Raw genomic sequence first — 26119 nt, forward strand, 5'->3', positions numbered from 1 at the left:
GGGGGAACCAACGTGGATTACAAGCAAGCGTTAGTGGGACTGCTGGGGGAAGAACGAGTATCGACCAACCCCACAGTACTGGAGCACCACAGCCATGATGAATCGTACCATACCCCGCATCTTCCGGAAGTGGTCGTGTTTCCGCAGACGGCAGAGGAAGTCAGTCACGTCATGAAGCTGGCCAACGAAAAGCGCATTGCGGTAACGCCGTTTGGCATGGGGACCAGTCTGGAAGGCCACGCGATTCCTTATGCGGGCGGTATTAGTATGGATTTTTCCTTGATGAACGAAGTGCTGGAGGTGCGACTGAAGGATTTCCTCGTAAGAGTCCAGCCCGGTGTGACGCGTACCCAGCTCAATAAAGAATTGAAAAAGCACGGATTGTTTTTCTCCGTCGATCCTGGAGCGGACGCGACTTTGGGTGGGATGGCGGCTACAAACGCCAGTGGAACAACCTCTGTCCGCTATGGCGTGATGCGTGATCAAGTGCGCGATCTGGAAGTGGTGACGGCGGATGGACGCATGATCCGTACAGGGAGTATGACAGCCAAATCCTCCTCAGGCTACCATCTTACGGGGCTGTTTGTCGGGTCGGAGGGAACGCTCGGTGTATTCACAGAGCTGACCTTGCGTGTCTACGGTATCCCTGAGGCGACAACGGCGGCGCGCGCCAGCTTCCCTTCTGTTCAGGATGCCGTCGATACCGTCGTGGATATTCTCGGAGCGGGTATTCAAGTAGCGCGAATCGAGCTGGTTGATGAACGTTCCATCCAGCAAGTGAATCTGTATAAGGAAACGAGCTACCCGGAAGCACCGACGCTGTTTATCGAGTTCCATGGCAGTGAACAAGGTCTCGCGTATGATATCGACTTTGCGCAGAACATCGCCGATGGACATGGCTGCACGCAGTTTCTTTTTGAAACCGATTCGAAGGCGCGGACGCAGCTCTGGGACGCTCGTCATAACCTGGCGTATGCCTTCCTGCACAAATCCCCCGGGAAAAAGCTGATGGTGACAGATGTTTGTTTGCCGATCTCTGAGCTGGCAGGAGCTGTTGTGGATGCGCGGCAAGCGATTGATCGCGCTGGGCTGGATGGAGCGATAGCAGGGCATGTCGGGGATGGGAATTATCACGCTATCCTGATGATCGACCTGAATGACCCCGAAGAAGTGGCGCGTGCTGAGGAAGTAAATGCCCATCTGGTGGAATACGCATTGAGTCGAGGAGGAACCTGCACCGGAGAACATGGTGTGGGTGTGGGAAAAATCAAATACCAGCGCAAGGAACACGGAGAAGCACTGGATGTCATGCAAGCTATGAGACAAGTGATGGACCCGAACGGTATTTTGAATCCGGGAAAAATTTTCGGGAAATAACAGAGAGCCTGCATTCTGAACGTTTGTCGGAATTGGTAATATCCCCTTTGAGTAGGTAGTGTTAAAAGCCCGCCCCACTAACGGTGGGTGGTACACTCTACTTGGAGGGGATTTTATCATGGCTAAAAAAGGTCAAACATTCAAACGATAGCGAAGGAATTGGGAATACCTGGCAATACCTAAGTTAAGCAGTGGGTCAGAAAGATGAACAGTGGCGAAGGGGGTGGGGATCAACGAGGGAAAAATCACTCTGATGACAACCCTTTTATTGGGCGTCCAAGAACCAAGTTTGCTACCGTGGAGGAAGAAAGGGATTATCTAAAGGCGCAGGTAGAATACCGAATCACACTGGCTGCTTAGGCTTTTTTAGTTCTGTCTGCTTGACAGGCGTAAGACCATTATGGAGGGCCTACGACTTAACTTCTTGCCGAGTCAGATTCTAATTTTTTCCGAATTAACGCTAAATATTTCCTTTTGCATTTATTTACTCCTTGTTGAGATATACCCAAATGCTGTGCGACTATTTCTTCTGGAACGCCATGAATCACTACTTGCTCAATAATGAATCTTGCTTTAGCTGGAAGGGAATTCAACATTTCTTCTACATGCAACTTAGCATCTACAGAAGACATTTGATTCTGCCCACAGGCATTTTCTATGATCGGAAGCTCTCGGGTGGAAATCTTCTTTGCTTGATACTGCAATCGCCAAGCGATCCTTCTTAAAACTCCTCTACACTTCTCTATTAATAACTCATCGTTCATGCTTTTCACCGTCCTACCTTATAGGTAAAAAAAGAAGGTAAAAAACAACTGATTTTCATAAAATATTCCATCTTTTTTCGGATGGATTACTTAAGAAACATAATAAAACGTCATTTCATCACGTTTTCGTATCACATTAGAAATTTTTTTTGGCATTGGTTGTAAAAGGGCCTCGTTTTTTTCCTTTATGTATGAAAGCGACAAATTGACCGGTCAAACAAAGTCGCTTATTACATTTAGATAGGGGAAATAAATATGAGCTTGCGTGGAAAAAAGATTTTCGTTGATCCAGGTCATGGTGGTACAGCTTCTGAAGGTAAAAATCGTTGTGGCACTTACGCTGTAGGTACTTCTGGCAAAAAATCTGGAAATGAAAAAAGTTCTGCCCTTTCAATCGCTGAAGTCCTGGTAGAGTACCTGGAAGAGGCTGGTGCAAATGTTAAGATGAGCCGTACAACGGATGATCCAGTTTGCTTAGATGAACGTGCCGAAATGGCAAATAAATGGGGCGCTGATATCTTTGTTTCCCTCCACCATAACAGTAGCACCAATACAAGCGCTAATGGTCTCTCGGCACACTATTATAAATCCGAGGATAAAGCACTAGCGGAAGCTATTCTTCCAAGAATCGTAGATTATACCGGCCTCGATACATGGGGAAGTACAGGAATTAGAAAGGACAACTTCCAAGTACTGCGGGATACTGATATGCCGGCAACATTGCTTGAATTGGGTTTCATGTCCAATCCAGATGACGATGCGTTTATTGCTGACTACGACAACAAAATTGACATGGCCGGCGGTATCTACCGTGGTATCCGAGATTATTTTGAATAAAAAATGCTAGAAAGAATATAGCATCAGAGAAGCCCCTGGAGGATCTCCCCAGGGGCTTCTCTTTTTAATAAACAGTCCTTTTCAAACCTCATGGCTTTTCTCGAATAAAGAAATCAAGAAGGACAAAATTTTTCTGTGCATCTTCTATTGCCAATGTAGCTTTACTTAGGTGATTAGTAGGTAACTGATTTATCGGAATGCGAGTTTGGAAAGTTCCATCTTGATTTACTTTGATCGTACCCGTTATCAGATCTTGGACACCATCGTTCACAGAATAAGATAATGTATCAGGATGTCCCACTCTTCCCGAAATTTCTAACTCTTCACCAACCAGCATGTTCGTATAGGGAACAGGGGTATCTATGGTTAGCCAGTCGTTACTATTAGTTTTAAAGGCTATTTCATGCTCTGTATGCCAGGCATTTTTAGCTTCCTCAGAAGATACCCTAGCAGATACAATTACTTTCCCATGCAAGGTTGAGGGAATTTTTTCTAGTGTGATTTCTCTCATGTATTGGAATATTTTACCCTGTGGTTTTATTTCTTCCTGAAACAATATATTACTCAGATCGTCTTGTACTGTTACGTTGTAGGAGTAATCAGGCACTCCATAAAAATGGATAGTCATTACTTTGTCTTCAATGACTGAAAAGTTTTTTGGACTACGAATTTCAGCTAAATTGGACTGATCTTCAAATAGATTCGTAGGATTCTCTTCGACAAATGTAACATAACCATTTGGATGATCTATGACTCTCTCATTGCATCCAAAGAGAGATAAACAAAGCAACGTGAGTAAAGAAAGATACACCCTAAATTTTATCGTGTGCACAATCGATCAACTCCTCTTTTAATAAACGCGTGATTATGAAGACAAATATAAGACGTGTATTTCCATAAAAAGGTTTCCCTCTGCCCCCTAACGCAGAGAAGAAGGAAGAGCCTAGGAAGCCTTGAGAAGCCCCTGTAGGCGGCTCAGGGAGCATGATGATACTTATTCTTATGCGAAAAAAACCCTCAAATCTGAGGGCTTTTTCAAAACATCAACGGCTGCTTTTATTGGAAATAATCAAGCATTGCACGACGGACACCACGAGCAAAATCTTCAGCTGCTTCATCCAACGTTGGACCGAGGTCTTCCAAGGCTGATTCATTAGTAATGAACTCAACCTCAATCAGTGCTCGTGGGTAGTTACCGCCAGAAGGATAACGGAGAACACCTAGTGATCCACGTGGTGTATCCGAATCTTTAAGTACTCCCCTGTCTCGTGTACCAAGGGAATTGACCACTTCTCGCTGAATGGTTTGCGCAAAGCCTTTGTCTTGCGAACGGTTTCCAGCATAGATGGATTCTGTTCCCTTAGCTGTGGAACCTGCTGAATTAAAGTGAACGCTAATGACACCATCCACATCTTTCTGTTGTCCCAGTTTCCAGCGATCATCAATTGATACCTTGCTATCATCATCCCGCGTCAAGTAAACCGTTGCGCCGAAATCTTCGAGGGTCTCAGCAACAGCCTGTCCAAACAACAGGGCTAAGTCTTTCTCGTAAACATCTTCGCCATTCAAAGTGCCGATTGCTCCAACGTCTGAACCGCCATGACCTGGGTCGACCAAAAACTTCAATTCAAAAAAATTATTTATCTATCCCCTTGCAGGCTACTCAGTTTCCATTCTTTATCTTCTTTTGTGAACATTAGTTCCAGCGTTCCAGAGTACGTCTCATCGTTTATCCAAACTTCGTAATTTGTAATAAAGCGTCCATCCTTATATATATCGAATGACCTTTGACGAAAAGTGCTTCCTTCGGTTACGAACGGAATACTTATAACCTCGTTATTCGCTTTATAAACAAATTGCTTTCCTTCTACAGCAGCTTCTTTGGAAATAAACTGTTTAACTTTTTCAGTCTCACCTTTCATCATGGCTCGAAACATTTCTCTTGTCTGTAGATCAACGATATCTCGAATTTGGTAGATTTGAGCGTTAGTTTCGTTTTTTTGTTTTTCCTTAACCAAAGAGGCTTCAAGTTCTTTATTTGTGTTTTTTAATTGGGCTATTTCAGCTTGTAACTTTTCAATCTCAGCTTGAGACGTTTTTACGTTACTGTCATTAGAACAAGCTACCATTCCTAAAGCCATTAGGATAAACATGCTCAGAACTAATCTCTTTTTCATTTCTAAACCTCCAATGATTCCATCTATGTTATTGAAGAGAAGATGAACCCAAATGCATAACCACCATACGCCAAATTTACCATAATTTATATAATCCATGAGTTGGAAAAGTGATGGCTTCTATAACACAAATCAAAAAAATCAGGTCAATCAATCGTACTATCGTTCCTCGTTTTTCCAGAATGAGATTAAAAATGTAATTTTTTATGGAAATATAGTTGCTTTTTCCCTGTTGTATTTACCTAGTATGTTGGGACGGTGAAAATTATGAATGATGAATTAATAATAGAGTTCACAGCAATTAGGCATTTCACAACAAGGGGTAAATAAATATAAGCGAAAGTATTTGGAAGTTCTTCAGAAAAAGATAGTCTCAGATAGGGTTTCTTCATGACATTTCGCATATCCAGTTAGAGCAAGTCTAACTAGATCTTTTTCATGTACACCGCTCTATAATAATTTTCAAAGACTGGTTGTATTTGGTCTCTATTTTTCTCCTTTATTGATGAAAGCAACAATGACACTCAAATTCATAGTTGCTTACAAAAAATTAGGGGGAAATGAAATGGCAGTTAAGCAATATTCAAAAGTATTTGATATGCAGTATTGGAGTCAAGCTGATGAAAAATGGAGTTCTAACTACACTTCTTGCGGTAATACGATGAGAGTTGAAGGGTGTGTAATTACATCCGCCGCTATGATTTTCGCTTTCTATGGTAATAAAGTCGATCCCGAGATCTTGCAGCAACAGCTAAAAGCAGTGAATGGAAGAGCTGATTGTCCATTTGATTGGGCTGTAGCACAAAAAAAATATGGTCACAAATACAGCGGGAAATTCACCGGAACCTTCGAAAAGTTGAAAAAGGATATGATGGATTGTGTGATTAACAAAGATATTCCGCTTATGGTACGTGTTCCTAATCATACAGTTGCAATCAGAGGATTTTCGGGTCTTATAGAAGTTGTAGATGGCTTCCCGAGATTCGAGCTGATTACACCATCTATGTTCCTCGTTCATGATCCTGGTAATTCAAAGAATAAAAACCTTCAAGATGTAATCGATCAACGTGGCGAATTTGAATACTACAACTATTACACGAAATAAAGAAACCTCCCTTGTCTAAGAGAGGTTGAGGCTGCCGACTTCCTCGGCAGCCTCTTTTTAAAACTTAATTTCCATCATTAATTTCATTGCCATTTTCAGCGACTTTGATTTCTTTTTTCAGCAAAGCTAAGTCGCTAATGCTTTTTCGATCAACTAGCAGAATTGATAATTCATCAAGACTGAGTAACGGTTTTATAGAAGTTACCTTTGTGCCTCTTATATCTAAATAATTTAATTTAGTTACAGACTGTATAGATGTAATGTCTGTGATGGGAGCATTCATCATTTGTAAACGTTCCAAATTCGGTAGTTCTTTTACAAAATTCATCGAATTAATAGGATTATTTGATACATCTAAGAAAGTAAGATGGGGTAGTTTAATTGATGATAAAGCTGTTATTTTATTATTTCGAATGGTTAAGTGCTGAAGAGATTTACTATTCTCAAGCATTTTCAAATCTGATAAATCTCCCTCATTCAGTGAGAGGCTTATTAGTTTACTGTTATTTAAAACAGGTAACTGAGCTTCCTGAAAACCAGCGATTGAAAGATATTCTAGTTCACTTAAATCCTTTAGAAATAGATAATCTTTAACATTGATTCTATTCAAAGATAGCGTTTTAAGGTTTTTCATTTTAGATAGGACAGATAAATCAATCGGTGCATCTCTTTGTTCCAGAGGAACATTATCTATATCTAATGTGAGTTCTTCGATATTGAATAAATCCTCCATTTTGATGTCCTGCTTTTGCTTATTCAGTGATTTAGATAAAGATTCTAATAATAACGGGGAGACACTCTCCGCTTGGGATTGTTCTTTCGGCAATTCATTCAAATTCGTTTCGTTGGCTTCGCATCCAGTTAGTACACCTAAAATGATCAAAAGAGTTATAAGCTTTTTCAAATTCATCCCCCATTTTTCAGGACATCCTAGTGGCTATCCTGTCATTAACTGTATGACGTTAGATTCCATAAATTGGTTTCTCGCTTTTTTTATTCTAGGAGCCTGCACCGGAGAGCATGGTGTGGGTGTGGGGAAAATCAAATACCAGCGCAAGGAACATGGAGAAGCACTGGATGTCATGCAAGCTATGAGACAAGTGATGGACCCGAACGGTATTTTGAATCCGGGAAAAATTTTCGGGAAATAACAGAGAGCCTGCATTCTGAACGTTTGTCGGAATGTGGGCTTTTTCTTTTGCGTAATGTGTCGAAGAGGAGAGGAGAAAAAGGAAAAATGCAGAATGTAGAAGATTGGTAACTGGTGCATTACATTCTGGTGTGGCAGGGAGGCAAGTATGAAGTCTATTGTTGAAATTGCCAAGAGTGCAGGTATCGAAGAACAGCATTTGGAGCTATACGGAAAGTATAAAGCCAAACTATCAGATGAGCTATGGGAGCAAGTGAAGGAGCGCCCTGATGGCAAACTGATTCTTGTTACAGCGATGAACCCTAACCCGGCGGGAGCAGGCAAGACGCTCACGACGATTGGTCTGTCACAAGCATTAAATTTTCTCGGGAAGAAAACAATGGCAGCGCTTCGCGAGCCGTCCTTGGGTCCTTGCATGGGGATCAAGGGAGGAGCAACCGGAAGTGGCCAAGCACAAATTCTCCCGGCTGATGAAATTAACCTGCATTTTACAGGGGACATTCATGCGATTACAGCTGCACATAACTTGTTGGCAGCGATGATCGACAATCATATTTTCCATGGCAATCCGCGTGGGCTCAATCCAAAGAAAATCGTCTGGAAACGGGCAATGGACATGAACGACCGTGCACTGCGTAACATCGTTGTTGGTCTGGGTGACGGCAATGGAATGACGCGTGAGGATGGCTTCATGATTACGACCGCGTCAGAAATCATGGCGATTTTATGTTTGAGTGAGAATCTAGCAGACTTGCGCGAGCGGTTGAACCATATCATTATTGGATACGATTTCGATGATCAGCCAGTACGGGCAGAAGAAATCAACGCGGTCGATGCGATGTGCGTTCTCTTGAAGGAAGCGATCAAGCCCAATCTCGTACAGACAATCGAGGGAACTCCAGTCATCATTCACGGCGGACCTTTTGCCAATATCGCGCATGGGTGCAGCAGCGTGATCGGAACCAAGATGGCCTTGAAGCTGGCGGATTACGTCGTAACAGAGGCGGGATTTGGTGCGGATCTGGGAGCGGAGAAGTTCTTTGACATCAAGTGTAGAAAAGCAGGTCTGACTCCATCGGCTGCTGTCGTGGTCATTACGGTTCGTTCGTTGAAATACAACGGCGGCGTAAAAGTACCTGACCTCGCAGTGGAGAACTTGTCTGCTCTGGAAAAAGGCTTCGAAAACGTCAAGCGCCATCTGGAAAACCTCCAGAAGTTCGGTGTGCCAGCAGTGGTGGCCATCAATCATTTTGCGACAGATACCCAAGCAGAGATTGATGCCGTCATTGCGCTATGCCAAGCCGCCGGAGCTGAAGCAGCACTCTCCAAAGTATGGGCAGAAGGAGGAGCTGGCGGTGTCGAGCTGGCTGAAAAAGTGACGCGTGCAGCAGAGCGACCTTCGTCCTTCCGATTCTTGTATGAGGAAGACCTCAGCATTAAAGACAAGATTGAGACAGTCGTGAAAGAAGTATACCGTGGATCAGGGGTTGTCTTTTCGCCGCTGGCATTGAAAACGATGCAAAAGGTAGAAGAAATGGGCATGTCCCATCTGCCTGTGTGCATGGCGAAAACACCGTACTCCTTTACGGACCGCGCTGATCTATTGGGGGCACCTGTTGACTTCACAATCCAAGTGAGCGAAGTGCGCATATCAGCAGGAGCTGGTTTTATCGTCGCATTGACCGGAAGCTTGGTTACAATGCCAGGCCTCCCGAAAAAGCCGGCTGCGGAATCGTTATATGTAGACGAGGATGGGCAAGTGATCGGATTAAGCTAATCTAAAAGTTTGACAAAAAGCTGACAACTGTAAAAGGTTGTCAGCTTTTTTTCCATTTTGAGGTTTATTAGCGAAAAGTTATGGGAAATGAAAGGTGAGATTGAAAAAAAGTGGACTTTAACTGAAAAAACAACAAGGAATGACAAAGGCAAACCTGTTGAAAGGCAGGGACGCAAAGCCACGGGTCTAAGGACGAAAGTCAAATGACTTTCGCAGCTAGGACAGCCGGGTTGCCATACCGTAGTCATGATGGGCTGTCGGTGGGCAGTCTTTTTTTTGTTGAAAAAACAGAAGGGAGAAGTGAATCGGTATGAAAAATAGTTTGAAGAATAAGCTAATTATCGTTTTGTGCCTGCTGTTGGTTATTAGTTTGGGTACGGTTTGCGGTGCAAGCTATTGGAGTGCTTCCAATCTTTTGGCAGACAGTCTGGACAAAGAAGCTGAGTTGTCAGCTAGCAATCTCTCGATACGTATCGATGGTTTCTTTCAAGAAAAAATTAGTATTGTAGATGCGGTGGGAGGGCTGATGTCGGCTGATCAAAATGTCGAACAGGACCTGAAACTTATTCAAGAAGCTCAAAAGGAAAATCCCGAGTTTGAGACGTTCTTCTTTTCGCATGACTTAAGCGGTAAGAAAGTAATCAATTTCAAGGGAGAAGTGACTGACATCTCGGATCGTCCGCATATTAAGGAAGCCAGCAAAGGGGAAGGGAAGGTTGTTGTCTCCGAGCCAGTCATTTCAAAGCGAACAGGGAATAACATCGTGACTCTTGTCGTTCCATTGATGAAGGACAATCGTCAATACGGTTATATCGGTTCTACTATTCCTATCAATGAAATCCAAAAAAAGGTGTCCGAAGAGAAATTTGGCCAAGCTGGTTACGCCTTTTTAGTAAGCAAAACAGGAACATTTATTTATCATCCGAAAAGCGAGTACATTCTGAAGGAATCGATTCTCGACATGGGTATTCTTGAGCTTCAGACAGCTTTTGAAGATATCAAACAAGGGAATCATGGAATCGCCCAATACAAATACGAGAATGTAGAGCGATTTGCTTCCTATGCTCCTACCAGTTTGAACTGGGGCCTATACATCACTGCACCCGTAGCGGAGCTGCATGCGCCTGTCGATCAATTGTCAGTCCGATTGATGGTGATTTCCCTCATCGTGTTGGCGATTGGGGTTGTCCTCGTTTATTTCTTGGCTGTACGCATGGTGAAACCAATTGAGCGTCTGAATCACGCAGTAAATGTAGTGGCGCAGGGGAACTTGAAAGAGACTGTAACGGTTGAGGGAAAAGACGAGATTGCAGTTCTATCACGTGACTTTAACCAGACGGTATCGCACTTGAAAAATTTGATCGAAGACGTATCTCTGTCGTCTGATCAAGTACAGCGTTTTAGTCAGGAAGTATCCGAAGGTATTAAACAAGCGACGGAAAACATCAACCAAATCGGTTTGTCTATTGCACAGATTTCTGAGGGAGCAGAGGCGCAGGCCACCAGCTCGCAGGATGTCGCGTTGTCTATGAATGACATGGCAGCAGGCATCGTGAAAATCGCGGAGACGTCTGCACATGTTTCAGAGGCTGCCCAGGTAGCAACAGAGCAGGCAGAGCAAGGAACTGCAGTGGTAGAGCAGGCAGTTCGCCAGATGGGAAGCATTGGCGAGGGAACATCGAAGGCGACAGTAGCCATCGAGCAGCTCAACAATCGTTCCAAAGAAATCGAAGGCATTCTCGATACGATCAGTCAGTTAACCTCGCAAATCAATTTGCTTGCCTTGAACGCTTCGATTGAGGCAGCACGTGCCGGCGAGCATGGACGTGGGTTTGCCGTGGTTGCCGGAGAGGTGAAAAAACTGGCGAATCAATCCGAAGAATCCGCATCCAAAATCGCAATGCTGATCGGAGAAATCCAGCAGGATACTCGTCACGCGGTAGAAGTCATGACCGCGGGCAACCAAAACGCTCAGCAAGGTATTCAACTGGTCGAAGAGGTTCGCGAAATCTTCGGGCATATTTTGGAATCTTCCCGTAACGTTGCTGCGCACATTTTGGAAGTATCCGCAGCATCTGAGCAAATGTCAGCGGGCTCCCAACAGGTGAGTGCTTCTGTAGATGAAATGCATAACATTGCAAAACATGCTTCACTCGACGCGCAAACAGTGGCAAGGGCGACCGAAGAGCAACTTCAAGCCATCCAAGAAATTGGCCAGTCTGTCGAGCGTTTGAACGCAGTGGCAGAAGAATTACAGCAAGGAATTGGTAGGTTTACTGTGTAAGAGGCGGCTCGACAGGTTGTAAGTCCTCTTCTTTGAAAGGGGGGATGCCATTAGGGGATGATGGAGTTTGTTTCTGATAACTAAATTCATACCGTTTAACAGGAGGAGAAACCAGATGAAAAAATTTACAAAAACAATCTTGGCGAGCACACTCGCTGCAACTATGCTCATGACAGGTGGAACAGGTGCTTTTGCCGCAACGGCGGTTAAGCCTGTGCCAACCGTAGCTGCTGAAGCTGCTAAAAAACCGCAAACGAAGAAGTTTGAGTCTCGTTTGGACGAAATCATTGCGAGAGGCTATATCCTCGTAGGTACTCCAGGTGACTACAAACCATTTACATATTTGAATCCAAAAACGAACGAATTCGAAGGTTACGATATCGATGCGATGAAAGAATTCGCAAAAAGCCTGGGAGTAGAGGCGCGTTTTGTCCAAACATCTTGGCCAACACTGATGAACGATCTCTTGGCAAATAAATTCGATATTGCTGTCGGAGGCGTTACGCGCAACACAGACCGTCAGAAAAAAGCGCACATGAGCGATCCTTACATTCAGTTCGGTAAAGCTCCACTCATCCGCAAAGAAGACAAGGACAAGTACAAGAGTGTAGCAGACATCAACAAGCCAGAGGTGCGCATTGGTGTGAATCCAGGTGGCACCAACGAAAAATTCGTTCGTGAGCATCTGACAAAAGCAACTGTAACAGTTGAACAAAACAACCTCGACATTCCTGGTCTGGTAGCAAGTGGTAAGTACGATGTGATGATCACAGATACGCTGGAAGCAATTGTGTATTCTAAAGCAGATTCCCGCCTGTATCCAGCTCTGACCGACAACCCGTTCACGAAGAGTGAAAAAGCGTACATGATCCATCGTGGAGACACCATCTTCGCTAACTACCTGGATCTGTGGATGGACGAGATGAAACTGCAAGGCAAGTTCGATGAGCTTTACAACAAATGGGTAAAATAATCCGATAACAGACAAGCAGCCTGATCTTAGGCTGCTTTGTTATTTTTAAAAACGGTAGCATCACAAAATCAGGCAATTTGGGTATATATGCAGTTTGCTTTTTCAGTCATTGCATGGTACGATTACAGCTATGTTCTTTAGGGTGCTACGTACAATCGGGGATAAAAGGGCATGTTCCGGATCGTAAGGAATAGTGCCCTTTTTTTTGAGAATTTTATAGATGAAGGTATTGATAAAGGAGACTGACATTCATTGGCGACTTTTAATGATTTTGGCTTACATCATTCCATTGTTAGAGCGTTGAGCAACATGGGCTTCGAAGAGGCTACAGCGATTCAGGATCAAACGGTTCCTGTAGCACTGCAAGGTCGTGACCTGATCGGTCAGGCACAAACAGGTACTGGTAAAACAGCTGCATTCGGTATTCCATTGATTGAACGCTTGGATGAAACAAGCGGAAATATTCAAGGGGTTGTTTTGACTCCAACACGTGAGCTGGCTGTTCAGGTTGCAGAAGAGATTAATAAAATTGCCCAATTTAAAAACATCTCTGCACTGCCAATCTATGGTGGTCAAGACATCACTCGTCAAATCAAAGCGTTGAAAAAACGTCCACAAATCATCGTAGCAACACCTGGTCGTTTCATGGACCACATGAGAAGAAAAACCATTCGTCTGGATGCCATTGAGGTTGTTATTTTGGACGAAGCGGATGAAATGCTGAACATGGGTTTCATCGACGACATCAAGGAAATCTTGAAAGAGGTTCCAGACAATCGTCAAACCCTGTTGTTCTCTGCTACGATGCCGAGAGCGATCCAAGAAATTGCACAACAGTTCATGAACGAACCAACCATTATTCAAGTGAAAGCAAAAGAAGTAACCGTGCCAAACATTGCACAGGAATACATGGAAGTAGCTGAAAAGCAGAAGTTCGATGTACTGTGCCGTTTGCTGGATATTCACTCCCCTGAGTTGGCTATCATTTTTGGTAGAACCAAGCGCAGAGTTGATGAGCTGTCCGAAGCCCTGACCAAGCGCGGTTATGGTGCAGAAGGTATCCATGGTGACTTGAACCAAGCGAAACGCGACAGCGTGCTCCGCAAGTTCAAGGAAGGTACGATCGAAGTACTGGTAGCGACTGACGTGGCTGCACGTGGCTTGGACATCAGCGGTGTAACGCATGTATTTAACTTTGATATTCCACAAGACTCCGAGAGCTACGTTCACCGTATCGGTAGAACGGGACGTGCTGGTAAAACAGGTCTGGCAATCACGTTTGTGACTTCCCGTGAAATCGACCATCTGCGTCTGATTGAGCGTACAACAAACCGTCGCATGGAGCGCCGTGCGGTTCCTTCGATGGCTGAGGCTTTGGAAGGTCAACAAAAGATGACGGTAGACAAAATTCTCGAAGCATCTGGAAGAGACGATCTGTCTGCTTATAAAACACTGGCAGAGCAATTGCTGGAGGATGTCGATTCCGTAACACTCGTATCCGCAGCACTCAAGCTGTTGACTAAAGAACCAGATATGACTCCTGTTCGCCTGACAGAAGAGGCTCCTCTTCGTGTAGGGAAGAAAAAGCTGCCTCCAAAAGGAAAAGGTGGCTTCGGTTCCGGTTCCGGTTTTGGCGGAAAGCGCCCATCTCGCCCACGCAATGGCGACTCTCGTCCACGCAGTGGTGACTCTCGTCCACGCAGTGGTGACTCTCGTCCACGCAGTGGTGACTCTCGTCCGCGCAGTGGTGACTCTCGTCCACGCAGCGGTGACTCCCGTCCACGCGGTGGCGAATCTCGTTCACCACGCAGCTAAGAATCGAGTGGTATTGTAAGCAAAGACTGGTGTGCACTTGTGCGCATCGGTCTTTTTTTCGTGTTGACCTGCCTGCGAATATTTAGGGGAATCCGTGACAAACTAGGAGTGCTTTGGCACGAATTTTCGCGCAGGGAGAGAGTGCAAGCATGAGGAAAACAGCCATTGGAAAGTGGGCTGGTATTTGGCTCGCCGTATTGGGAGGGGGGATGTCGGTTCATGCAACTGGACATTCCTTTGACCAAGCGAAGGAAATTTCTGCGATCATCGAGCCAACAGACATTACCAAAGAAGACGCCATACGAATCGCCTTGCAGCAAGTAAAAGGGCGAGTTGTCCATGTTGAGTTAGAAAAAGACGAAGGTGTTCTCGCGTATGAAATCATCATTCTCACCGAGCAAAATCAGGTGTTTGAAATCGATGTCGATGTGAAGACGGGAAAAGTGATCAAGGTTGAATCGGAGAATTTGTAAGGAGAAGGCTTCTGCAACTGGGCAGAGGTCTTTTTCCTATGGGCAATTAAGTTTTGGCAACAACGAGTCAGACAAATTCGCGCTTTGATTTTGTTGTTACCTCCTATGAAAACGCTTTATATTTGAGGTGTACACATTATCATTTCAATCATGTCAACATCTCATAAATAGGGGTAAAGGAGGGTGCAGTATGGAGAGCGTGGAAACAAAAAACGCTTCGGGTGGAGTGCGGGTCTCAGTACAAAAGTTTGGACGATTCCTGAGTGCAATGGTTATGCCGAATATCGGTGCTTTCATCGCTTGGGGGTTGATTACCGCTTTATTTATCCCAACAGGTTGGCTGCCTAACGAAAATTTGGCCAAACTGGTTGGACCGATGATTACGTATTTACTGCCACTGCTGATTGGTTATACTGGCGGGAAAATGGTCCATGATGTTCGAGGCGGGGTCGTAGGTGCCGTCGCTACGATGGGGGTTGTCGTAGGCGCAGACATCCCGATGTTCCTGGGAGCCATGATCATGGGTCCTTTGGGCGGCTGGGTCATGAAAAAAGTGGACCAGTTGTTCGAAGGAAAAATTCGTTCCGGTTTTGAAATGTTAGTGAATAACTTTTCCGCGGGTATTGTTGGCGGGTTACTGACACTGTTTGCTTTCCAAGCAATTGGGCCTGTCGTTGCAGGCTTGAGCAAGGCGCTTGCAGGGGGTGTAGAAGTCATTGTAGGTGCAGGATTGCTACCGCTTGCCAGCATTTTTATCGAGCCAGCGAAGATCCTGTTCCTGAACAATGCGATTAACCACGGTATTTTGAGCCCGATCGGTCTGGATGAAGCGGCGAAGTTGGGTCAGTCCGTTTTCTTCCTGCTTGAATCCAATCCGGGACCAGGTCTGGGAATATTGTTGGCATACTGGCTTGCTGGCAGAGGCAGTGCCAAGCAATCGGCACCGGGTGCTGTCATCATTCACTTCTTCGGGGGTATCCACGAAATTTACTTCCCGTACGTGCTGATGAATCCGCGTCTGATTCTCGCGGCCATTGGTGGCGGGATGGCTGGTGTGTTTACCTTCACGCTGCTCGGCGCAGGATTGGTGGCGCCACCGTCTCCAGGTAGTATTTTCGCCTTGATTGCAATGGCACCGCGTGGTGGTTTGCTCCCGGTACTGGCTGGTGTGTTGGCAGCGACTGTCGTGTCCTTCCTCATCGCATCTGCTCTCTTGAAAATGAGCGCGAAGACAGACGAGGATGAACTGGAAAAAGCGACAGAAAAAATGCAAGAGATGAAAGGCAAAAAAGCGCAGGAACAAGAAGCGGTAGAAGCTCCAGTGAAGCATGAGGTAGCTGCTGCTGACGTGAAAAAAGTGGTCTTCTCTTGCGATGCGGGAATGGGCTCCAGTGCGATGGGAGCGGCGTCCTTGCGTAAAAAGTTCAAGGATGCGGGCCTGACCGAGATTACGGTCATCAATACGGCGATCAACGACATTCCAAGCGACGCTGATATCGTTATTACGCACAAGTCTTTAACAGAGAGAGCGCAGGTCAAAGCGCCTTCTGCGGAGCATATCTCTATTGAAAATTTCTTGAATAGTCCCGAGTATGACAAGTTGGTCAAACGCCTGGGGTAAAGGGAATCAACGCTAGTGGGAGCTAGCGTCTTCCCTCTTTGGCGTTAAGGAGGGAACGAAGACATGCATGTATCCTCTCGACAGCGATCCATTATCGAGATTTTATTGAAGGAACAAAAAGGAGTTACCGTGGGTTCGATCGCCGAACAGGTTGGTGTAAGCGGTCGTACCGTTCACCGGGAATTGGATGCACTGACTTCCTTGTTTGATGAATTTGAACTGGAGCTGGTCAGAAAAACAGGTTCAGGTCTTGAAGTGGTGGGGACTGACGAGCAAAAGCGTGCACTCAGAATGTCTGTCCTGCATCACATGACGAAGGAATTCACCGCGCAGGAACGAAAGGCAATCATCCTGTGCGCACTCCTGGAGGCATCGGAGCCAGTCAAACTGATTTCGCTGGCGATCGATTTGAAAGTGACAACGGCAACCATCAGCCATGATCTGGATGATTTGGAGACGATGCTCGCTCGATACGATCTGTCACTCTTGCGAAAACGAGGGTATGGCGTGGAGTTGCAAGGTACAGAGTCGTCCAAGCGGCGGGCGATCAGCAGACTGATTGCCGAGCATCTGGACGATCACGAGCTGATTGGGATTATCAAAGAAAATATTCAAAACAAGGCACTGCGAGACATCGACTCGATTTCGGAACGGCTACTCGGTTTGATTGACCGGGAAAAGCTGATCAAGGTCGAAAATGCATTGAGCCATCTGGACGAGGAGCTTCCCTATCCTTTGGCAGACAGCGCCTATCTCGGATTGGTCACACATTTGGCATTGGCCATGGAACGGATTGAAAAAGGGGAAGGCATTCATTTTGACGAGAATACCCTCAGTGAATTGATTGGAACACCCGAGTACGAAATAGCCAGCAACATCATGGAGCGGCTAAAGCAGATTTTCCAAATGGAGATCCCAGCAGATGAGATCGGCTATATTACGATGCATTTGCGGGGGGCCAAGCTGCGGCATTCCCCGGATGACCAAGTATGGCCAGAAAATACAGAGCTCATGGTCATTACGAAACGCTTCATTCAAGCCTGCGAAGAACGCTTGGACATTCCGCTTGGCAATGACGCCTCGCTGTTCCATGGTCTGCTGACGCATTTGGAGCCAGCGTTGTACCGATTGCAGCGGAAGATGGAGATACGTAATCCGATTCTCGAGCAGATCAAGCAAAACTATCCAGAGCTGTTTGCTGTAACAAGTGAAGCGGTCCATACGATTTTGCCAGAGCTACAGGTTCCAGAGGAAGAGATCGGGTACCTAGTGATGCATCTAGGTGCGGCATTGGAGAGAACGCGCCATGAGCAGCAGTGGTACCGGGTATTGGTAGTATGCTCCAGCGGGATCGGCTCCTCCAAGATTTTGGCAACGCGTATTAAAAAAGAAATACCGGAGATCGTCAGCTTGAAAAATCTGTCCATGTTCGATCTGGAAGAGGTTCCGGCAACAGATTATGACTTGGTCATTTCCACCCTTCCCTTGCCGCTCGATCCAGCGGAATATGTCGTGGTCAGCCCGCTGCTTCCGCCAGACGATATCCAAAAAATTAAATATCAATTGCACACGACGAGTCAGAAACGATCCCATCAGGAGAAAAGTCAGCTGGTTCCCGCAGGACAGCAGTCCATCGAACAACTAAGGGCCATGCAATACTACGCTGCGTATGCCAATGAGCTTTACGATGGGCTATGGGGAATGAGATGGGATAATCGTGATCAGGGCATCGCCCAGCTTTTGGGACAAATCAGCATGAGGCTGAAAGAACGTGGAACGATCGAGGAGATCGAACCGGTAGTCAAGCAGTTGATCGAGCGGGAAAAGCTCGGCGGTTTGGGGATTCCGGGAACATCCTTGGCCCTTTTCCACGGAAGAAATGAAGCGGTGAACAAGGCGTCTTTTACGTTTCACCAATTACGAGAGCCGGTCCTTCTTCGCTCGATGGATGAAGAAGTGATATCCATTGATATGCTTCTGCTCTTGTTAGGGCCGAAAGAAGTGCCGAAGGAAGGGCTGGAAGTACTCAGTGAGATCAGCTCCCTTTTGATTGAAGAAGACATGCAAGCGGTTTTGAAAACAGGAGAAACACAGCAAATTGCTGATTATATAGCAGGCAAAATGTATGCGTTTTGCCTTAAAAAGATAGGATTGGAGAGAACAAAATGAAAAACATACTGACAGCAGAAAAAATCATGTTGAATGCAAAGGTAGCCAATAAAGAAGAAGCGATCAGACTGGCAGGACAATTGCTTGTGCGTGCAGGCCATGTAACAGAGGCGTATCTAGAGAAAATGCAAGAGCGCGAGCAGTTGGCGACGACATACATCGGAAGCGGCGTAGCCATCCCGCACGGAACGAACGAATCCAAGGCAGAGATTCAATCTACCGGGATCTCCATCGTTCAGGTTCCAGGGGGCGTAGATTTTGGAGAGGGCAACACAGCTTATTTGCTGGTGGGCATTGCAGCTGTTGGAGACGAGCATCTGGAGGTGCTCTCGAACATCGCGATTCTTTGCTCCGAGGAGGAAAACGTCAAGCGGATTGTAAACGCGGCTTCGGCGCAAGAAATCATCACGATGTTCTCCGAGGAGGTGTAATTCCCTATGTTAGCTGTACATTTTGGAGCAGGTAACATTGGGCGAGGCTTTATCGGACAACTTTTGCAAAAGGCTGGCTATGAAATTGCGTTTGTGGATGTCAATGCGGCTTTGGTCGATGAGCTGAATGAGCGAAAAATGTATCGTGTGCAACTAGCAACAACAGGAAAACCGGAGTCGGTCGTGGAAGGAGTTCGAGCGATAAATGGTCAGGATGTAGCGGCGGTAGCTGAAGCGATCGCAACTGCCGATTTGGTTACGACGGCAGTGGGTCCCAACATTCTTCCGCATATTGCAGGGGCCATCGCAGCCGGCATTACCCGGAGACTTTCTGTTCATGCGAAGCCACTCAATGTGATTGCATGTGAAAACATGATTGGCGGCAGCGAGAAGCTGAAGGAGCATGTGTATGCGCATCTGACGGAATCGGTTCAAGCCGAGGCAGCACAATGGATCGGATTCCCCAATGCAGCGGTAGACCGGATCGTTCCTTTGCAGCAGCATGATGACAAGCTGCTGGTTATGGTTGAAACGTTTTTCGAATGGGTGGTAGATTCGTCGCAGATGGTTGGAGAAATCCCTTCCATAGAGGGCGTTACCTATGTCGAGGATCTTGCTCCGTACATCGAAAGAAAGCTGTTTACCGTCAACACAGGTCATGCGGTCATCGCGTACCTGGGGTATCAGCTGGGGATGAAAACGATTGATGAAGCGATGCGAGACGACCGGATTGTTCAGGCGACACGCGGGGCTCTCCAGGAGACAGGTGCACTGCTTTCTGCCAAGTACGGATTTGACCCGCAAGTGCATGGGCAGTATGTAGAAAAAATTCTCGGCAGATACACCAACCCGCTGCTGTCTGACGATATTGTTAGGGTGGCACGTTCGCCGATCCGCAAGCTGTCGCAGCATGATCGTTTAGTCGGCCCAGCGCTGCAATGCATGGAAAAAGGAATGAACCCAGAGCATTTGGGTCTGGCGATTGCAGCGGCACTGGCATTCGACTATCCCGAGGATGCGGAGTCCGCACGGATACAAGCAAGCCTGAAAGAGTTTGGATGGGAAAATACATTACACAATTGTACCGGCATTCCGGCAGGGCATCCTCTTGAGGAGATCGTGCGCGAACAGGCACGTAGATTGAAGGAATGGTCAGGTAGCCATTGAGAGAGGCTGGTGTTACGATGTCCCAAAAGATCACAGGTGTAAAAGCTTCAGCAGGTATAGCCATTGGTAAGGCGTTTTTACTGACAACGCCCGATTTACAGATTAATACCGTAGCGATTGAAGATCCGGCGAGTGAAATCCAACGTTTTCAAGAGGCATTGGCTCGAGCGAAAAATGATTTGGAGGACATCGTTCTGCGAGTGGAGCAGGAGATGGGCACGGACCATGCAGACATTTTCAAAGCTCACCTGCTCGTCTTGGAAGACCCGGAACTGGTCGATACCGTCAAAGATAAAATCTCAAACGAAAAGACAAACGCTGAAAGTGCCTTGAATGATGTCGCCCAAGCATTCATCGGACTTTTCGAGCAAATGGACAACGAATACATGCGGGAGAGAGCAGCAGATATTCGTGACGTGACTAAGCGTGTACTTTCTTACTTACTCGGGGTACCATTTGCAGGACTCGGTGAGCTGACAGAGGAAGTGATCATTGTAGCGGATGATTTGACGCCTTCCGATACGGCCCAATTAGATCGTCGCTATGTCAAAGGCTTCGTTACGGACATTGGTGGACGAACCTCGCATTCTGCGATTATGGCACGTTCTCTGGAGATTCCTGCTGTTGTCGGAACACAAGGGATTACTCGTTCGGTTCAGCCCGCGACACTCGTCATTCTCGATGGGCATGAAGGGATCGCGATTATTGCCCCGAGTGAAGAAGAGATCGCTGTCTACAAACGCAAGCAAGCTGATTACGAAGAGCAAAAAGCCGAACTGTCGAAGCTTGTGAACGATAAAACGGTCACGTTGGACAAACATCATGTCGAGCTTGCCGCCAATATCGGAAGTCCTGAAGATGTCGCTGGGGCTATTGCCAATGGTGCTGAAGGTGTCGGGCTGTTCCGCACGGAGTTTCTGTACATGGGACGCAATGATTTTCCGACGGAAGAGGAACAGTACGTTGCGTACAAGCATGTGCTGGAGCATATGGGCGACCGCCCGGTGGTTATTCGCACATTGGACATTGGCGGGGACAAGCATCTCTCTTACTTGGCTTTGCCAGAAGAAATGAACCCGTTTCTTGGACATCGCGCCATCCGGCTGTGTCTCGACAACCAAGAACTGTTTCGTACACAGCTACGGGCACTATTGCGCGCAAGTGTACACGGCAATTTGAAAATCATGTTTCCGATGATTGCGACACTGGAGGAGTTCCGCCAGGCGAAAGCGATTCTGGAAGAAGAGAAAAAATCTTTGGTAAATCGCGGAATTGTAGTATCCGATCAATACGAAGTGGGTATCATGATTGAGATCCCTGCTGCGGCACTGATGGCCGATCAATTTGCATGCGAAGTTGACTTTTTCAGCATTGGAACTAATGATTTAATTCAATACACAATGGCAGCCGACCGTATGAACGAGAAGGTCGCTTATCTCTACCAGCCTTATCACCCTGCCGTTTTGCGCTTGCTGCACAACGTCATTAAAGCAGGGCACGCGCAGAACAAATGGGTCGGCATGTGCGGGGAGATGGCGGGCGATCCGATCGCGATCCCGATTCTGTTGGGACTAGGTCTGGATGAATTTAGTATGAGTGCAGGGAGCATTTTGCCTGCGCGCCAACAGCTGAGTCGTTTGCGCGTAGAGGACGCAGCGAAACAGATTGATACGATTTTACAAATGAGCACTTCTGCGCAAGTAGAGGCGTTCGTGAAGGAATGGCTGGAGAGAGTATAGCAAAGGAGGCATATCAGAATGGTAGAGAAAAAATTAGTGGTTCAATTGGCGCACGGCCTGCATGCACGTCCTGCTGCGAACTTTGTGAAGGTGGCCACGTCATTTTCAAGTGAAATTAAAATCATCAAAAATGAGAAAAATGTAAATGGCAAGAGCATCATGGGTATTATGGCAGCAGCGATTGGAAAAGGGGAAGAAATTACCCTGATTACGGATGGTGCCGATGAACAAGAAGCGATGACAGCATTGGAAAAAGCATTGACCGAACAGGAATAGTGAAGAGAAGAGAAATGATGAAAAGCCCCTCAAATTCGAGGGGTTTTTCTGTTGTTCCGGAAAAGTTCACGTAGACAGAAAGGGTGCGAAAGGGTGAGAAAAGGGTGTCAATCGCTTTTGGGCTCGTTGTTCTTCTAAAAGCAGCTCCATTTTCAGGCGGATGCGCTCTGAGTGTGTGGTTTTGTAGAGGGGGATTACCAAATTCCGTGTTTCCAAAGGATCGTTCGTGAGATTGTACAATTCGTAATCAATCATGGTGGGGTTGTATACATCCTCGGCGAAATAGCGGGAGTATTTCCATAAAGCGCTGTGCCCGGCAGAATGCATGTAGGAGAGGACCGTTTCTATCCGATTCGGAGGAATGACAGAGTCATAGGGTTGGTGTTGCACGCTCACTTGATGCTGTCCTTTTGTCACATCGTCGTCCGTCATGAAGTAGATCGGTTCAGTGGAGATAGATTCCGTATCGTGAGACAAGATGATGGGAGTAAGATCACGACCGACAAGAGGTCGTACCTCGCTATGCGTGAAGGTCAGTTCCTCACCAAGCCTGTCTGTGTCTACTCCAGCCATACCGAGCAGTGTCGGAAGAATATCCACATGACTGGTTAACAGCTTTGTTGAGGTTGCGTGTGGAAAAAGGAGTGGGTTGTGGATAATGAGGGGAACGTGAATCGCCTCTTCATAGGCACAGTACCATTTTTGATGCAGCTTGCCGTGAGCCCCCAACAATTCGCCGTGATCGGATGTGAACACGACTAGTGTTTCGGGATAAAACGAGCTTGCGACGAGTGCTTCAAGAACACGCATGACTTCCCGATCGGCGTTTTTCTGGAGCTGATAGTACAGTCTTCGATAATGGGTTTGGTCCGAAATGGGCTGGAACGCTTGTGGATATACCTCCCGATAACTCGCTTGGCAGCGCGGTTTTGTCGCAAGGGATTCGTGTTGAGTAGGGGGCGGGGCAACAGCGGGAACGGACTTATCCACATGGAAGCGAAAAAACGGTGTGCCCGCAGAGATATCCCCATAGATGGCGATATCATGTGGATTGACGAAAGACGCCACGATCAGCCAAGGATGGTAGCTTTCAACGGAGTTCTTCTCCTGGTCTAATGCATGGAGTAGCTCGATGACTTCACTGCTGTACACCACATCACGACCGTTTACGCCGATGGCTGCGGACGAACCGGAGTCGTGAGGCGCTATCCCATGTGGTTCAGGCCCTATCCAACTGGAGAAGCCATAGCCGTCTAGCCGATCAGCAAGTAAGTATAAGCGCTCTTTATCCGGATCAGGAACTCCCGTTACAGGAATATAGCTGGGGATGGGAAAATGGGTACCCGGTACCCAAATGTCAGCATCGGATATATGCCACTTGCCTTTATAGAAACACCGATAGCCCGCTTGACGAAAAAAATTTCCCATCGTCGGAACGGTATTGCGATCGAGCCAGAACATGTCGCTGTCGGGAGATCGTTTAGCCACGCCGCTGGTCTGGGTGACGCCGTGCAAAGAGGGGTACTGACCGGTGAACAAGGTGGCTCTGCTTGGGCAACAGCCTGTAGAGCCGACGTAATGACGCTCGAACTCCAACCCATGCTCTCGCAAAAAAGCATGAGCATGGAGTGTATCCTCACTCCATGCACGTATCGCAGGCCCTTCATAAACAGGGGGAAATCGTTCCTGATCCACAATGATAAATAAGATGTTCGGCCGTCTCCGCAACCATTTTCTCGACATATAGATCCCCCTCGGCAAAGATGTACACATCTTTATCAACATATGGGGATAATCTTTGTCCTTATCCACAAAAAAACTCGCCGATCATCAAGAAATCGGCGAATTCGAACCCGCATGTCTGGTTATCCACAATTTTTTTATACCAATGCAAAGGAGAGCACCGACAAAAGAATCGAGGTAATACTCATAGCAATCAGTGGGCGCGCCGCTTTTGTTCGAAGTGCCCGCAGATCGACATTTAGGCCAAGCCCGACCATCGCCATGGTGAGCACAAAGGTTGTAACATTGGCGACGCCATTATGGAACGCTTCTGAGACAGGAATCGTTGTACCGAGAATGTAGCTTCCAAAAACACTCATGGCGAGGAAGCCGATCAGGAACCAAGGGAATTCGATCTTGGTACCACTTTGTAACTTCCCGGAACGTTTCATCCAAACCATCAGGATAAAACAGAGCGGGACCAACAGAAGCACACGTCCCAATTTTGCCAGCAGTGCAATCGCTAGCCCATCTTGACCTGCCGGTGCAGCAGCCAATGCGACATGCGCAATCTCATGCAGACTAATTCCAGACCACATGCCGTATTCGACCGCGGACAGGGGAAGGAATGGACGCAAGATCGTGTAGGAAATAGCAAATAAGGTTCCGACGAGTGCGATCATTCCTACCCCAATGGCGGTATCTTCATCCTTGGCAGCAACGATAGGGGAGACGGCTGCTATCGCCGCTGCTCCACAGACGCCTGTACCGACTCCGAGCATAAGGGAGAGGGAAGTGTCTGCTTTCAGCCACTTGGCTATCAGCATCGTAACCGCGATGGCAAAAATAATAACACCAGCGTCATAGACGAGAAGCCCGAGGCCTTGATTCAAGACGACGTCGATATTGAGCTTAAGACCGTACAAAATAATAGCCAGACGCAGTAAGCGTTTGGCGGAAAATTGAATCCCTGATCGCAATGCTTCCGGATATCCACGAAAATGCCGGTATGCGACCGCGATCAGGATCGAACAGGCGAGGGGGCCAACTTGTTGAAAGCCAGGTATTTTTGCTAAGCCGTAGCCTGTCAGGGCGATGAAAAAAGTAAAAGCGATTCCAGCTATCCACAGCGAGAAGGATACAGGGTTGCTTTCGTTGTTTTTTGCGGGCTGTACACTGGCATTGCTTTCATTCAATGGCACGCTGCTTTTAATTGGAGTTGCCATTGCCATCACTCCTCGAAAAGTTTTACAAACTCAGCATACGGCAACTGTTATAATAAGAAAAATAAATCATTGCGATGATCATCATAAGTGAAATGAATGGTTAGTGGTGGAAAGGAGAGTGAAGGCAGTTGGATCAGCATTTGCTTGTGTTCGTGACCGTTGCAGACAGACAGAACTTTTCCCGAGCCGCAGAAGAGCTCCATATGACGCAGCCTGCCGTTAGCCAGTATATTCATGCGCTCGAGCGCACGATAGGGACAAAGCTCCTGGAGCGAAGCAACAAATATGTTCGCTTGAATAAAGCGGGGGAGATTGTCTATCATCACGCTCGGGAGATCTTGGGCTTGTACACGCGGATGCAGAGCCTCGTGGATGATTTGATGAATACACCAAGCGGGAATTTGACGATTGGCGCCAGCTACACATACGGAGAGTATGTGCTACCTCATGTCATTGCACGTCTTCGTCAGTATTACCCAATGATTACCCCGACGATTACGATTCACAATTCCACAGTCATTGCTGAGCTGGTGGCGAAGCGACAACTCGACGTCGGGATTGTTGAGGGGGAGTATGTGGACGAAAAAATGTGCGTGGAGCCGTTTGCTGATGATCGTATGTATTTGATTGCTTCGCCAGAGCATCGATTGGCCGGGCAGACAGAGGTCAGCATTGACGAACTAATGAAGGAAACGTGGATTGTGCGGGAAGAAGGGTCAGGCACGAGGGAAGCGGCTGAAAAAATGTTTCGCCAGCTGCAATTCACACCGCAAAAGCGAATGGAGTTCGGCAGTACACAGGTAATCAAGGAATCAGTGGAGGCTGGCCTGGGAATCAGCTTACTGTCTTATTGGGCCATACGCAAAGAACGTAAGCTCGGCACGCTCTGTACATTGAAGGTGACGGGGACACCGGTTACCCGTGATTTTTCGCTCGTCACGAAATCCGACGAGTTTCATACTAAAGCATTGGACATTTTCATGGATCTTATCCGCACGCATGTGCCGGAGGGTGCCCATACGTAAAAGAGGAAGCG

Annotated in this window: 22 protein-coding genes, 1 pseudogene and 1 riboswitch; of the genes and pseudogenes, 16 read left to right on the forward strand and 7 right to left on the reverse strand. The window is 46.8% G+C overall.

Translation table 11 applies throughout. From position 1 onward, the window contains the following. Nucleotides 1-12: 12 nt before the first annotated feature. A complete protein-coding gene (locus HPY28_RS14355; RefSeq protein WP_174230800.1) occupies nucleotides 13-1377 on the forward strand; it encodes an FAD-binding oxidoreductase in 1365 nt (454 codons plus the stop codon). Nucleotides 1378-1793: 416 nt separating this feature from the next. On the opposite strand, the gene HPY28_RS14360 is transcribed toward HPY28_RS14355, so the two are convergent. After that, entirely contained in the window at nucleotides 1794-2141 is a 348-nt protein-coding gene (locus HPY28_RS14360; protein ID WP_017252543.1) for a hypothetical protein, read from the reverse strand. Nucleotides 2142-2396: 255 nt separating this feature from the next. On the opposite strand from HPY28_RS14360, the gene HPY28_RS14365 reads away from it, so the two are divergent. Continuing rightward, the gene (locus tag HPY28_RS14365; protein WP_174230801.1) at nucleotides 2397-2978 is read left to right on the forward strand and encodes an N-acetylmuramoyl-L-alanine amidase family protein; all 582 of its coding nucleotides are present in this window, start codon (nucleotides 2397-2399) and stop codon (nucleotides 2976-2978) included. 88 nt (nucleotides 2979-3066) lie between these two features. Here HPY28_RS14365 and HPY28_RS14370 read toward each other — a convergent pair whose 3' ends face one another. The 3 genes from HPY28_RS14370 to HPY28_RS14380 form a co-directional block, all read right to left on the reverse strand. Then, entirely contained in the window at nucleotides 3067-3810 is a 744-nt protein-coding gene (locus tag HPY28_RS14370; RefSeq protein ID WP_017252541.1) for a hypothetical protein, read from the reverse strand. A gap of 224 nt (nucleotides 3811-4034) precedes the next feature. Then, a complete protein-coding gene (locus HPY28_RS14375) occupies nucleotides 4035-4595 on the reverse strand; it encodes an N-acetylmuramoyl-L-alanine amidase family protein (protein WP_173623395.1) in 561 nt (186 codons plus the stop codon). A 23-nt stretch (nucleotides 4596-4618) separates the two neighbouring features. Then, nucleotides 4619-5155, reverse strand: coding sequence for a hypothetical protein (locus HPY28_RS14380; protein ID WP_017252540.1), 537 nt, complete (start codon nucleotides 5153-5155; stop codon nucleotides 4619-4621). Nucleotides 5156-5720: 565 nt separating this feature from the next. Between HPY28_RS14380 and HPY28_RS14385 the strand changes: the two genes are divergently transcribed. Further along, nucleotides 5721-6260 carry a C39 family peptidase gene (locus HPY28_RS14385; protein WP_017252539.1) on the forward strand — a complete coding sequence of 180 codons (540 nt, stop codon included), beginning with the start codon at nucleotides 5721-5723 and terminating at the stop codon, nucleotides 6258-6260. Between the two features lie 64 nt (nucleotides 6261-6324). On the opposite strand, the gene HPY28_RS14390 is transcribed toward HPY28_RS14385, so the two are convergent. Continuing rightward, nucleotides 6325-7164 (reverse strand): leucine-rich repeat domain-containing protein, encoded by an 840-nt coding sequence (locus tag HPY28_RS14390; protein WP_017252538.1) that lies wholly within the window; start codon nucleotides 7162-7164, stop codon nucleotides 6325-6327. Nucleotides 7165-7261: 97 nt separating this feature from the next. On the opposite strand from HPY28_RS14390, the pseudogene HPY28_RS14395 reads away from it, so the two are divergent. The 12 genes and pseudogenes from HPY28_RS14395 to HPY28_RS14450 form a co-directional block, all read left to right on the forward strand. Further along, nucleotides 7262-7411 (forward strand): annotated as a pseudogene (locus HPY28_RS14395) (FAD-linked oxidase C-terminal domain-containing protein); the annotation flags it as partial. Between the two features lie 147 nt (nucleotides 7412-7558). Further along, entirely contained in the window at nucleotides 7559-9187 is a 1629-nt protein-coding gene (locus HPY28_RS14400; protein WP_174230802.1) for a formate--tetrahydrofolate ligase, read from the forward strand. Nucleotides 9188-9324: 137 nt separating this feature from the next. Then, a riboswitch (cyclic di-GMP riboswitch) is annotated at nucleotides 9325-9425 on the forward strand. Nucleotides 9426-9497: 72 nt separating this feature from the next. Further along, on the forward strand, nucleotides 9498-11471 hold the full coding sequence (locus tag HPY28_RS14405; protein ID WP_017252535.1) for a methyl-accepting chemotaxis protein: 1974 nt from the start codon (nucleotides 9498-9500) through the stop codon (nucleotides 11469-11471). Nucleotides 11472-11586: 115 nt separating this feature from the next. Further along, the gene (locus tag HPY28_RS14410; RefSeq protein WP_017252534.1) at nucleotides 11587-12444 is read left to right on the forward strand and encodes a transporter substrate-binding domain-containing protein; all 858 of its coding nucleotides are present in this window, start codon (nucleotides 11587-11589) and stop codon (nucleotides 12442-12444) included. 252 nt (nucleotides 12445-12696) lie between these two features. Then, a complete protein-coding gene (gene cshA, locus HPY28_RS14415; protein ID WP_174230803.1) occupies nucleotides 12697-14259 on the forward strand; it encodes a degradosome RNA helicase CshA in 1563 nt (520 codons plus the stop codon). Nucleotides 14260-14408: 149 nt separating this feature from the next. Then, entirely contained in the window at nucleotides 14409-14732 is a 324-nt protein-coding gene (locus HPY28_RS14420) for a PepSY domain-containing protein (RefSeq protein ID WP_017252532.1), read from the forward strand. A gap of 190 nt (nucleotides 14733-14922) precedes the next feature. After that, a complete protein-coding gene (locus HPY28_RS14425) occupies nucleotides 14923-16353 on the forward strand; it encodes a PTS mannitol transporter subunit IIBC (protein ID WP_017252531.1) in 1431 nt (476 codons plus the stop codon). Between the two features lie 63 nt (nucleotides 16354-16416). Then, nucleotides 16417-18522, forward strand: a complete 2106-nt coding sequence (locus tag HPY28_RS14430) for a BglG family transcription antiterminator (protein ID WP_174230804.1) — start codon at nucleotides 16417-16419, stop codon at nucleotides 18520-18522. Beyond that, entirely contained in the window at nucleotides 18519-18953 is a 435-nt protein-coding gene (locus tag HPY28_RS14435) for a PTS mannitol transporter subunit IIA (RefSeq protein WP_017252529.1), read from the forward strand. The genes HPY28_RS14430 and HPY28_RS14435 overlap by 4 nt, the downstream gene beginning before the upstream one ends. A gap of 6 nt (nucleotides 18954-18959) precedes the next feature. After that, nucleotides 18960-20120 carry a mannitol-1-phosphate 5-dehydrogenase gene (locus HPY28_RS14440; protein ID WP_017252528.1) on the forward strand — a complete coding sequence of 387 codons (1161 nt, stop codon included), beginning with the start codon at nucleotides 18960-18962 and terminating at the stop codon, nucleotides 20118-20120. 17 nt (nucleotides 20121-20137) lie between these two features. Further along, the gene (gene ptsP, locus HPY28_RS14445; protein ID WP_174230805.1) at nucleotides 20138-21859 is read left to right on the forward strand and encodes a phosphoenolpyruvate--protein phosphotransferase; all 1722 of its coding nucleotides are present in this window, start codon (nucleotides 20138-20140) and stop codon (nucleotides 21857-21859) included. Between the two features lie 18 nt (nucleotides 21860-21877). Beyond that, nucleotides 21878-22135, forward strand: a complete 258-nt coding sequence (locus tag HPY28_RS14450; RefSeq protein WP_173623261.1) for an HPr family phosphocarrier protein — start codon at nucleotides 21878-21880, stop codon at nucleotides 22133-22135. Nucleotides 22136-22201: 66 nt separating this feature from the next. On the opposite strand, the gene HPY28_RS14455 is transcribed toward HPY28_RS14450, so the two are convergent. Both HPY28_RS14455 and HPY28_RS14460 read right to left on the reverse strand, forming a co-directional pair. After that, nucleotides 22202-23878 carry a sulfatase family protein gene (locus HPY28_RS14455; protein ID WP_174230806.1) on the reverse strand — a complete coding sequence of 559 codons (1677 nt, stop codon included), beginning with the start codon at nucleotides 23876-23878 and terminating at the stop codon, nucleotides 22202-22204. Between the two features lie 137 nt (nucleotides 23879-24015). Then, nucleotides 24016-25083 carry a YeiH family protein gene (locus tag HPY28_RS14460; protein ID WP_017252524.1) on the reverse strand — a complete coding sequence of 356 codons (1068 nt, stop codon included), beginning with the start codon at nucleotides 25081-25083 and terminating at the stop codon, nucleotides 24016-24018. A 128-nt stretch (nucleotides 25084-25211) separates the two neighbouring features. On the opposite strand from HPY28_RS14460, the gene HPY28_RS14465 reads away from it, so the two are divergent. Beyond that, nucleotides 25212-26108: a LysR family transcriptional regulator gene (locus tag HPY28_RS14465; protein ID WP_017252523.1), complete on the forward strand. Its 897-nt coding sequence runs from the start codon at nucleotides 25212-25214 to the stop codon at nucleotides 26106-26108. Nucleotides 26109-26119 lie beyond the last annotated feature (11 nt).

The sequence above is a fragment of the Brevibacillus sp. HB1.2 genome, assembly GCF_013332495.1.
GTDB classification, from domain to species: Bacteria; Bacillota; Bacilli; order Brevibacillales; family Brevibacillaceae; genus Brevibacillus; species Brevibacillus porteri.

Excerpts from the sequence above, each read along its gene's own strand:
- HPY28_RS14420 (WP_017252532.1), top strand. The coding sequence starts at position 14,409 with ATGAGGAAAACAGCCATTGGAAAGTGGGCTGGTATTTGGCTCGCCGTA.
- ptsP (WP_174230805.1), top strand. The coding sequence starts at position 20,138 with ATGTCCCAAAAGATCACAGGTGTAAAAGCTTCAGCAGGTATAGCCATT.
- HPY28_RS14365 (WP_174230801.1), top strand. The coding sequence starts at position 2,397 with ATGAGCTTGCGTGGAAAAAAGATTTTCGTTGATCCAGGTCATGGTGGT.
- HPY28_RS14435 (WP_017252529.1), top strand. The coding sequence starts at position 18,519 with ATGAAAAACATACTGACAGCAGAAAAAATCATGTTGAATGCAAAGGTA.
- HPY28_RS14430 (WP_174230804.1), top strand. The coding sequence starts at position 16,417 with ATGCATGTATCCTCTCGACAGCGATCCATTATCGAGATTTTATTGAAG.
- HPY28_RS14385 (WP_017252539.1), top strand. The coding sequence starts at position 5,721 with ATGGCAGTTAAGCAATATTCAAAAGTATTTGATATGCAGTATTGGAGT.
- HPY28_RS14455 (WP_174230806.1), bottom strand. The coding sequence starts at position 23,878 with ATGTCGAGAAAATGGTTGCGGAGACGGCCGAACATCTTATTTATCATT.
- HPY28_RS14410 (WP_017252534.1), top strand. The coding sequence starts at position 11,587 with ATGAAAAAATTTACAAAAACAATCTTGGCGAGCACACTCGCTGCAACT.
- HPY28_RS14460 (WP_017252524.1), bottom strand. The coding sequence starts at position 25,083 with ATGGCAACTCCAATTAAAAGCAGCGTGCCATTGAATGAAAGCAATGCC.
- HPY28_RS14360 (WP_017252543.1), bottom strand. The coding sequence starts at position 2,141 with ATGAACGATGAGTTATTAATAGAGAAGTGTAGAGGAGTTTTAAGAAGG.
- HPY28_RS14400 (WP_174230802.1), top strand. The coding sequence starts at position 7,559 with ATGAAGTCTATTGTTGAAATTGCCAAGAGTGCAGGTATCGAAGAACAG.
- HPY28_RS14450 (WP_173623261.1), top strand. The coding sequence starts at position 21,878 with ATGGTAGAGAAAAAATTAGTGGTTCAATTGGCGCACGGCCTGCATGCA.
- HPY28_RS14380 (WP_017252540.1), bottom strand. The coding sequence starts at position 5,155 with ATGAAAAAGAGATTAGTTCTGAGCATGTTTATCCTAATGGCTTTAGGA.
- HPY28_RS14425 (WP_017252531.1), top strand. The coding sequence starts at position 14,923 with ATGGAGAGCGTGGAAACAAAAAACGCTTCGGGTGGAGTGCGGGTCTCA.
- HPY28_RS14440 (WP_017252528.1), top strand. The coding sequence starts at position 18,960 with ATGTTAGCTGTACATTTTGGAGCAGGTAACATTGGGCGAGGCTTTATC.
- HPY28_RS14405 (WP_017252535.1), top strand. The coding sequence starts at position 9,498 with ATGAAAAATAGTTTGAAGAATAAGCTAATTATCGTTTTGTGCCTGCTG.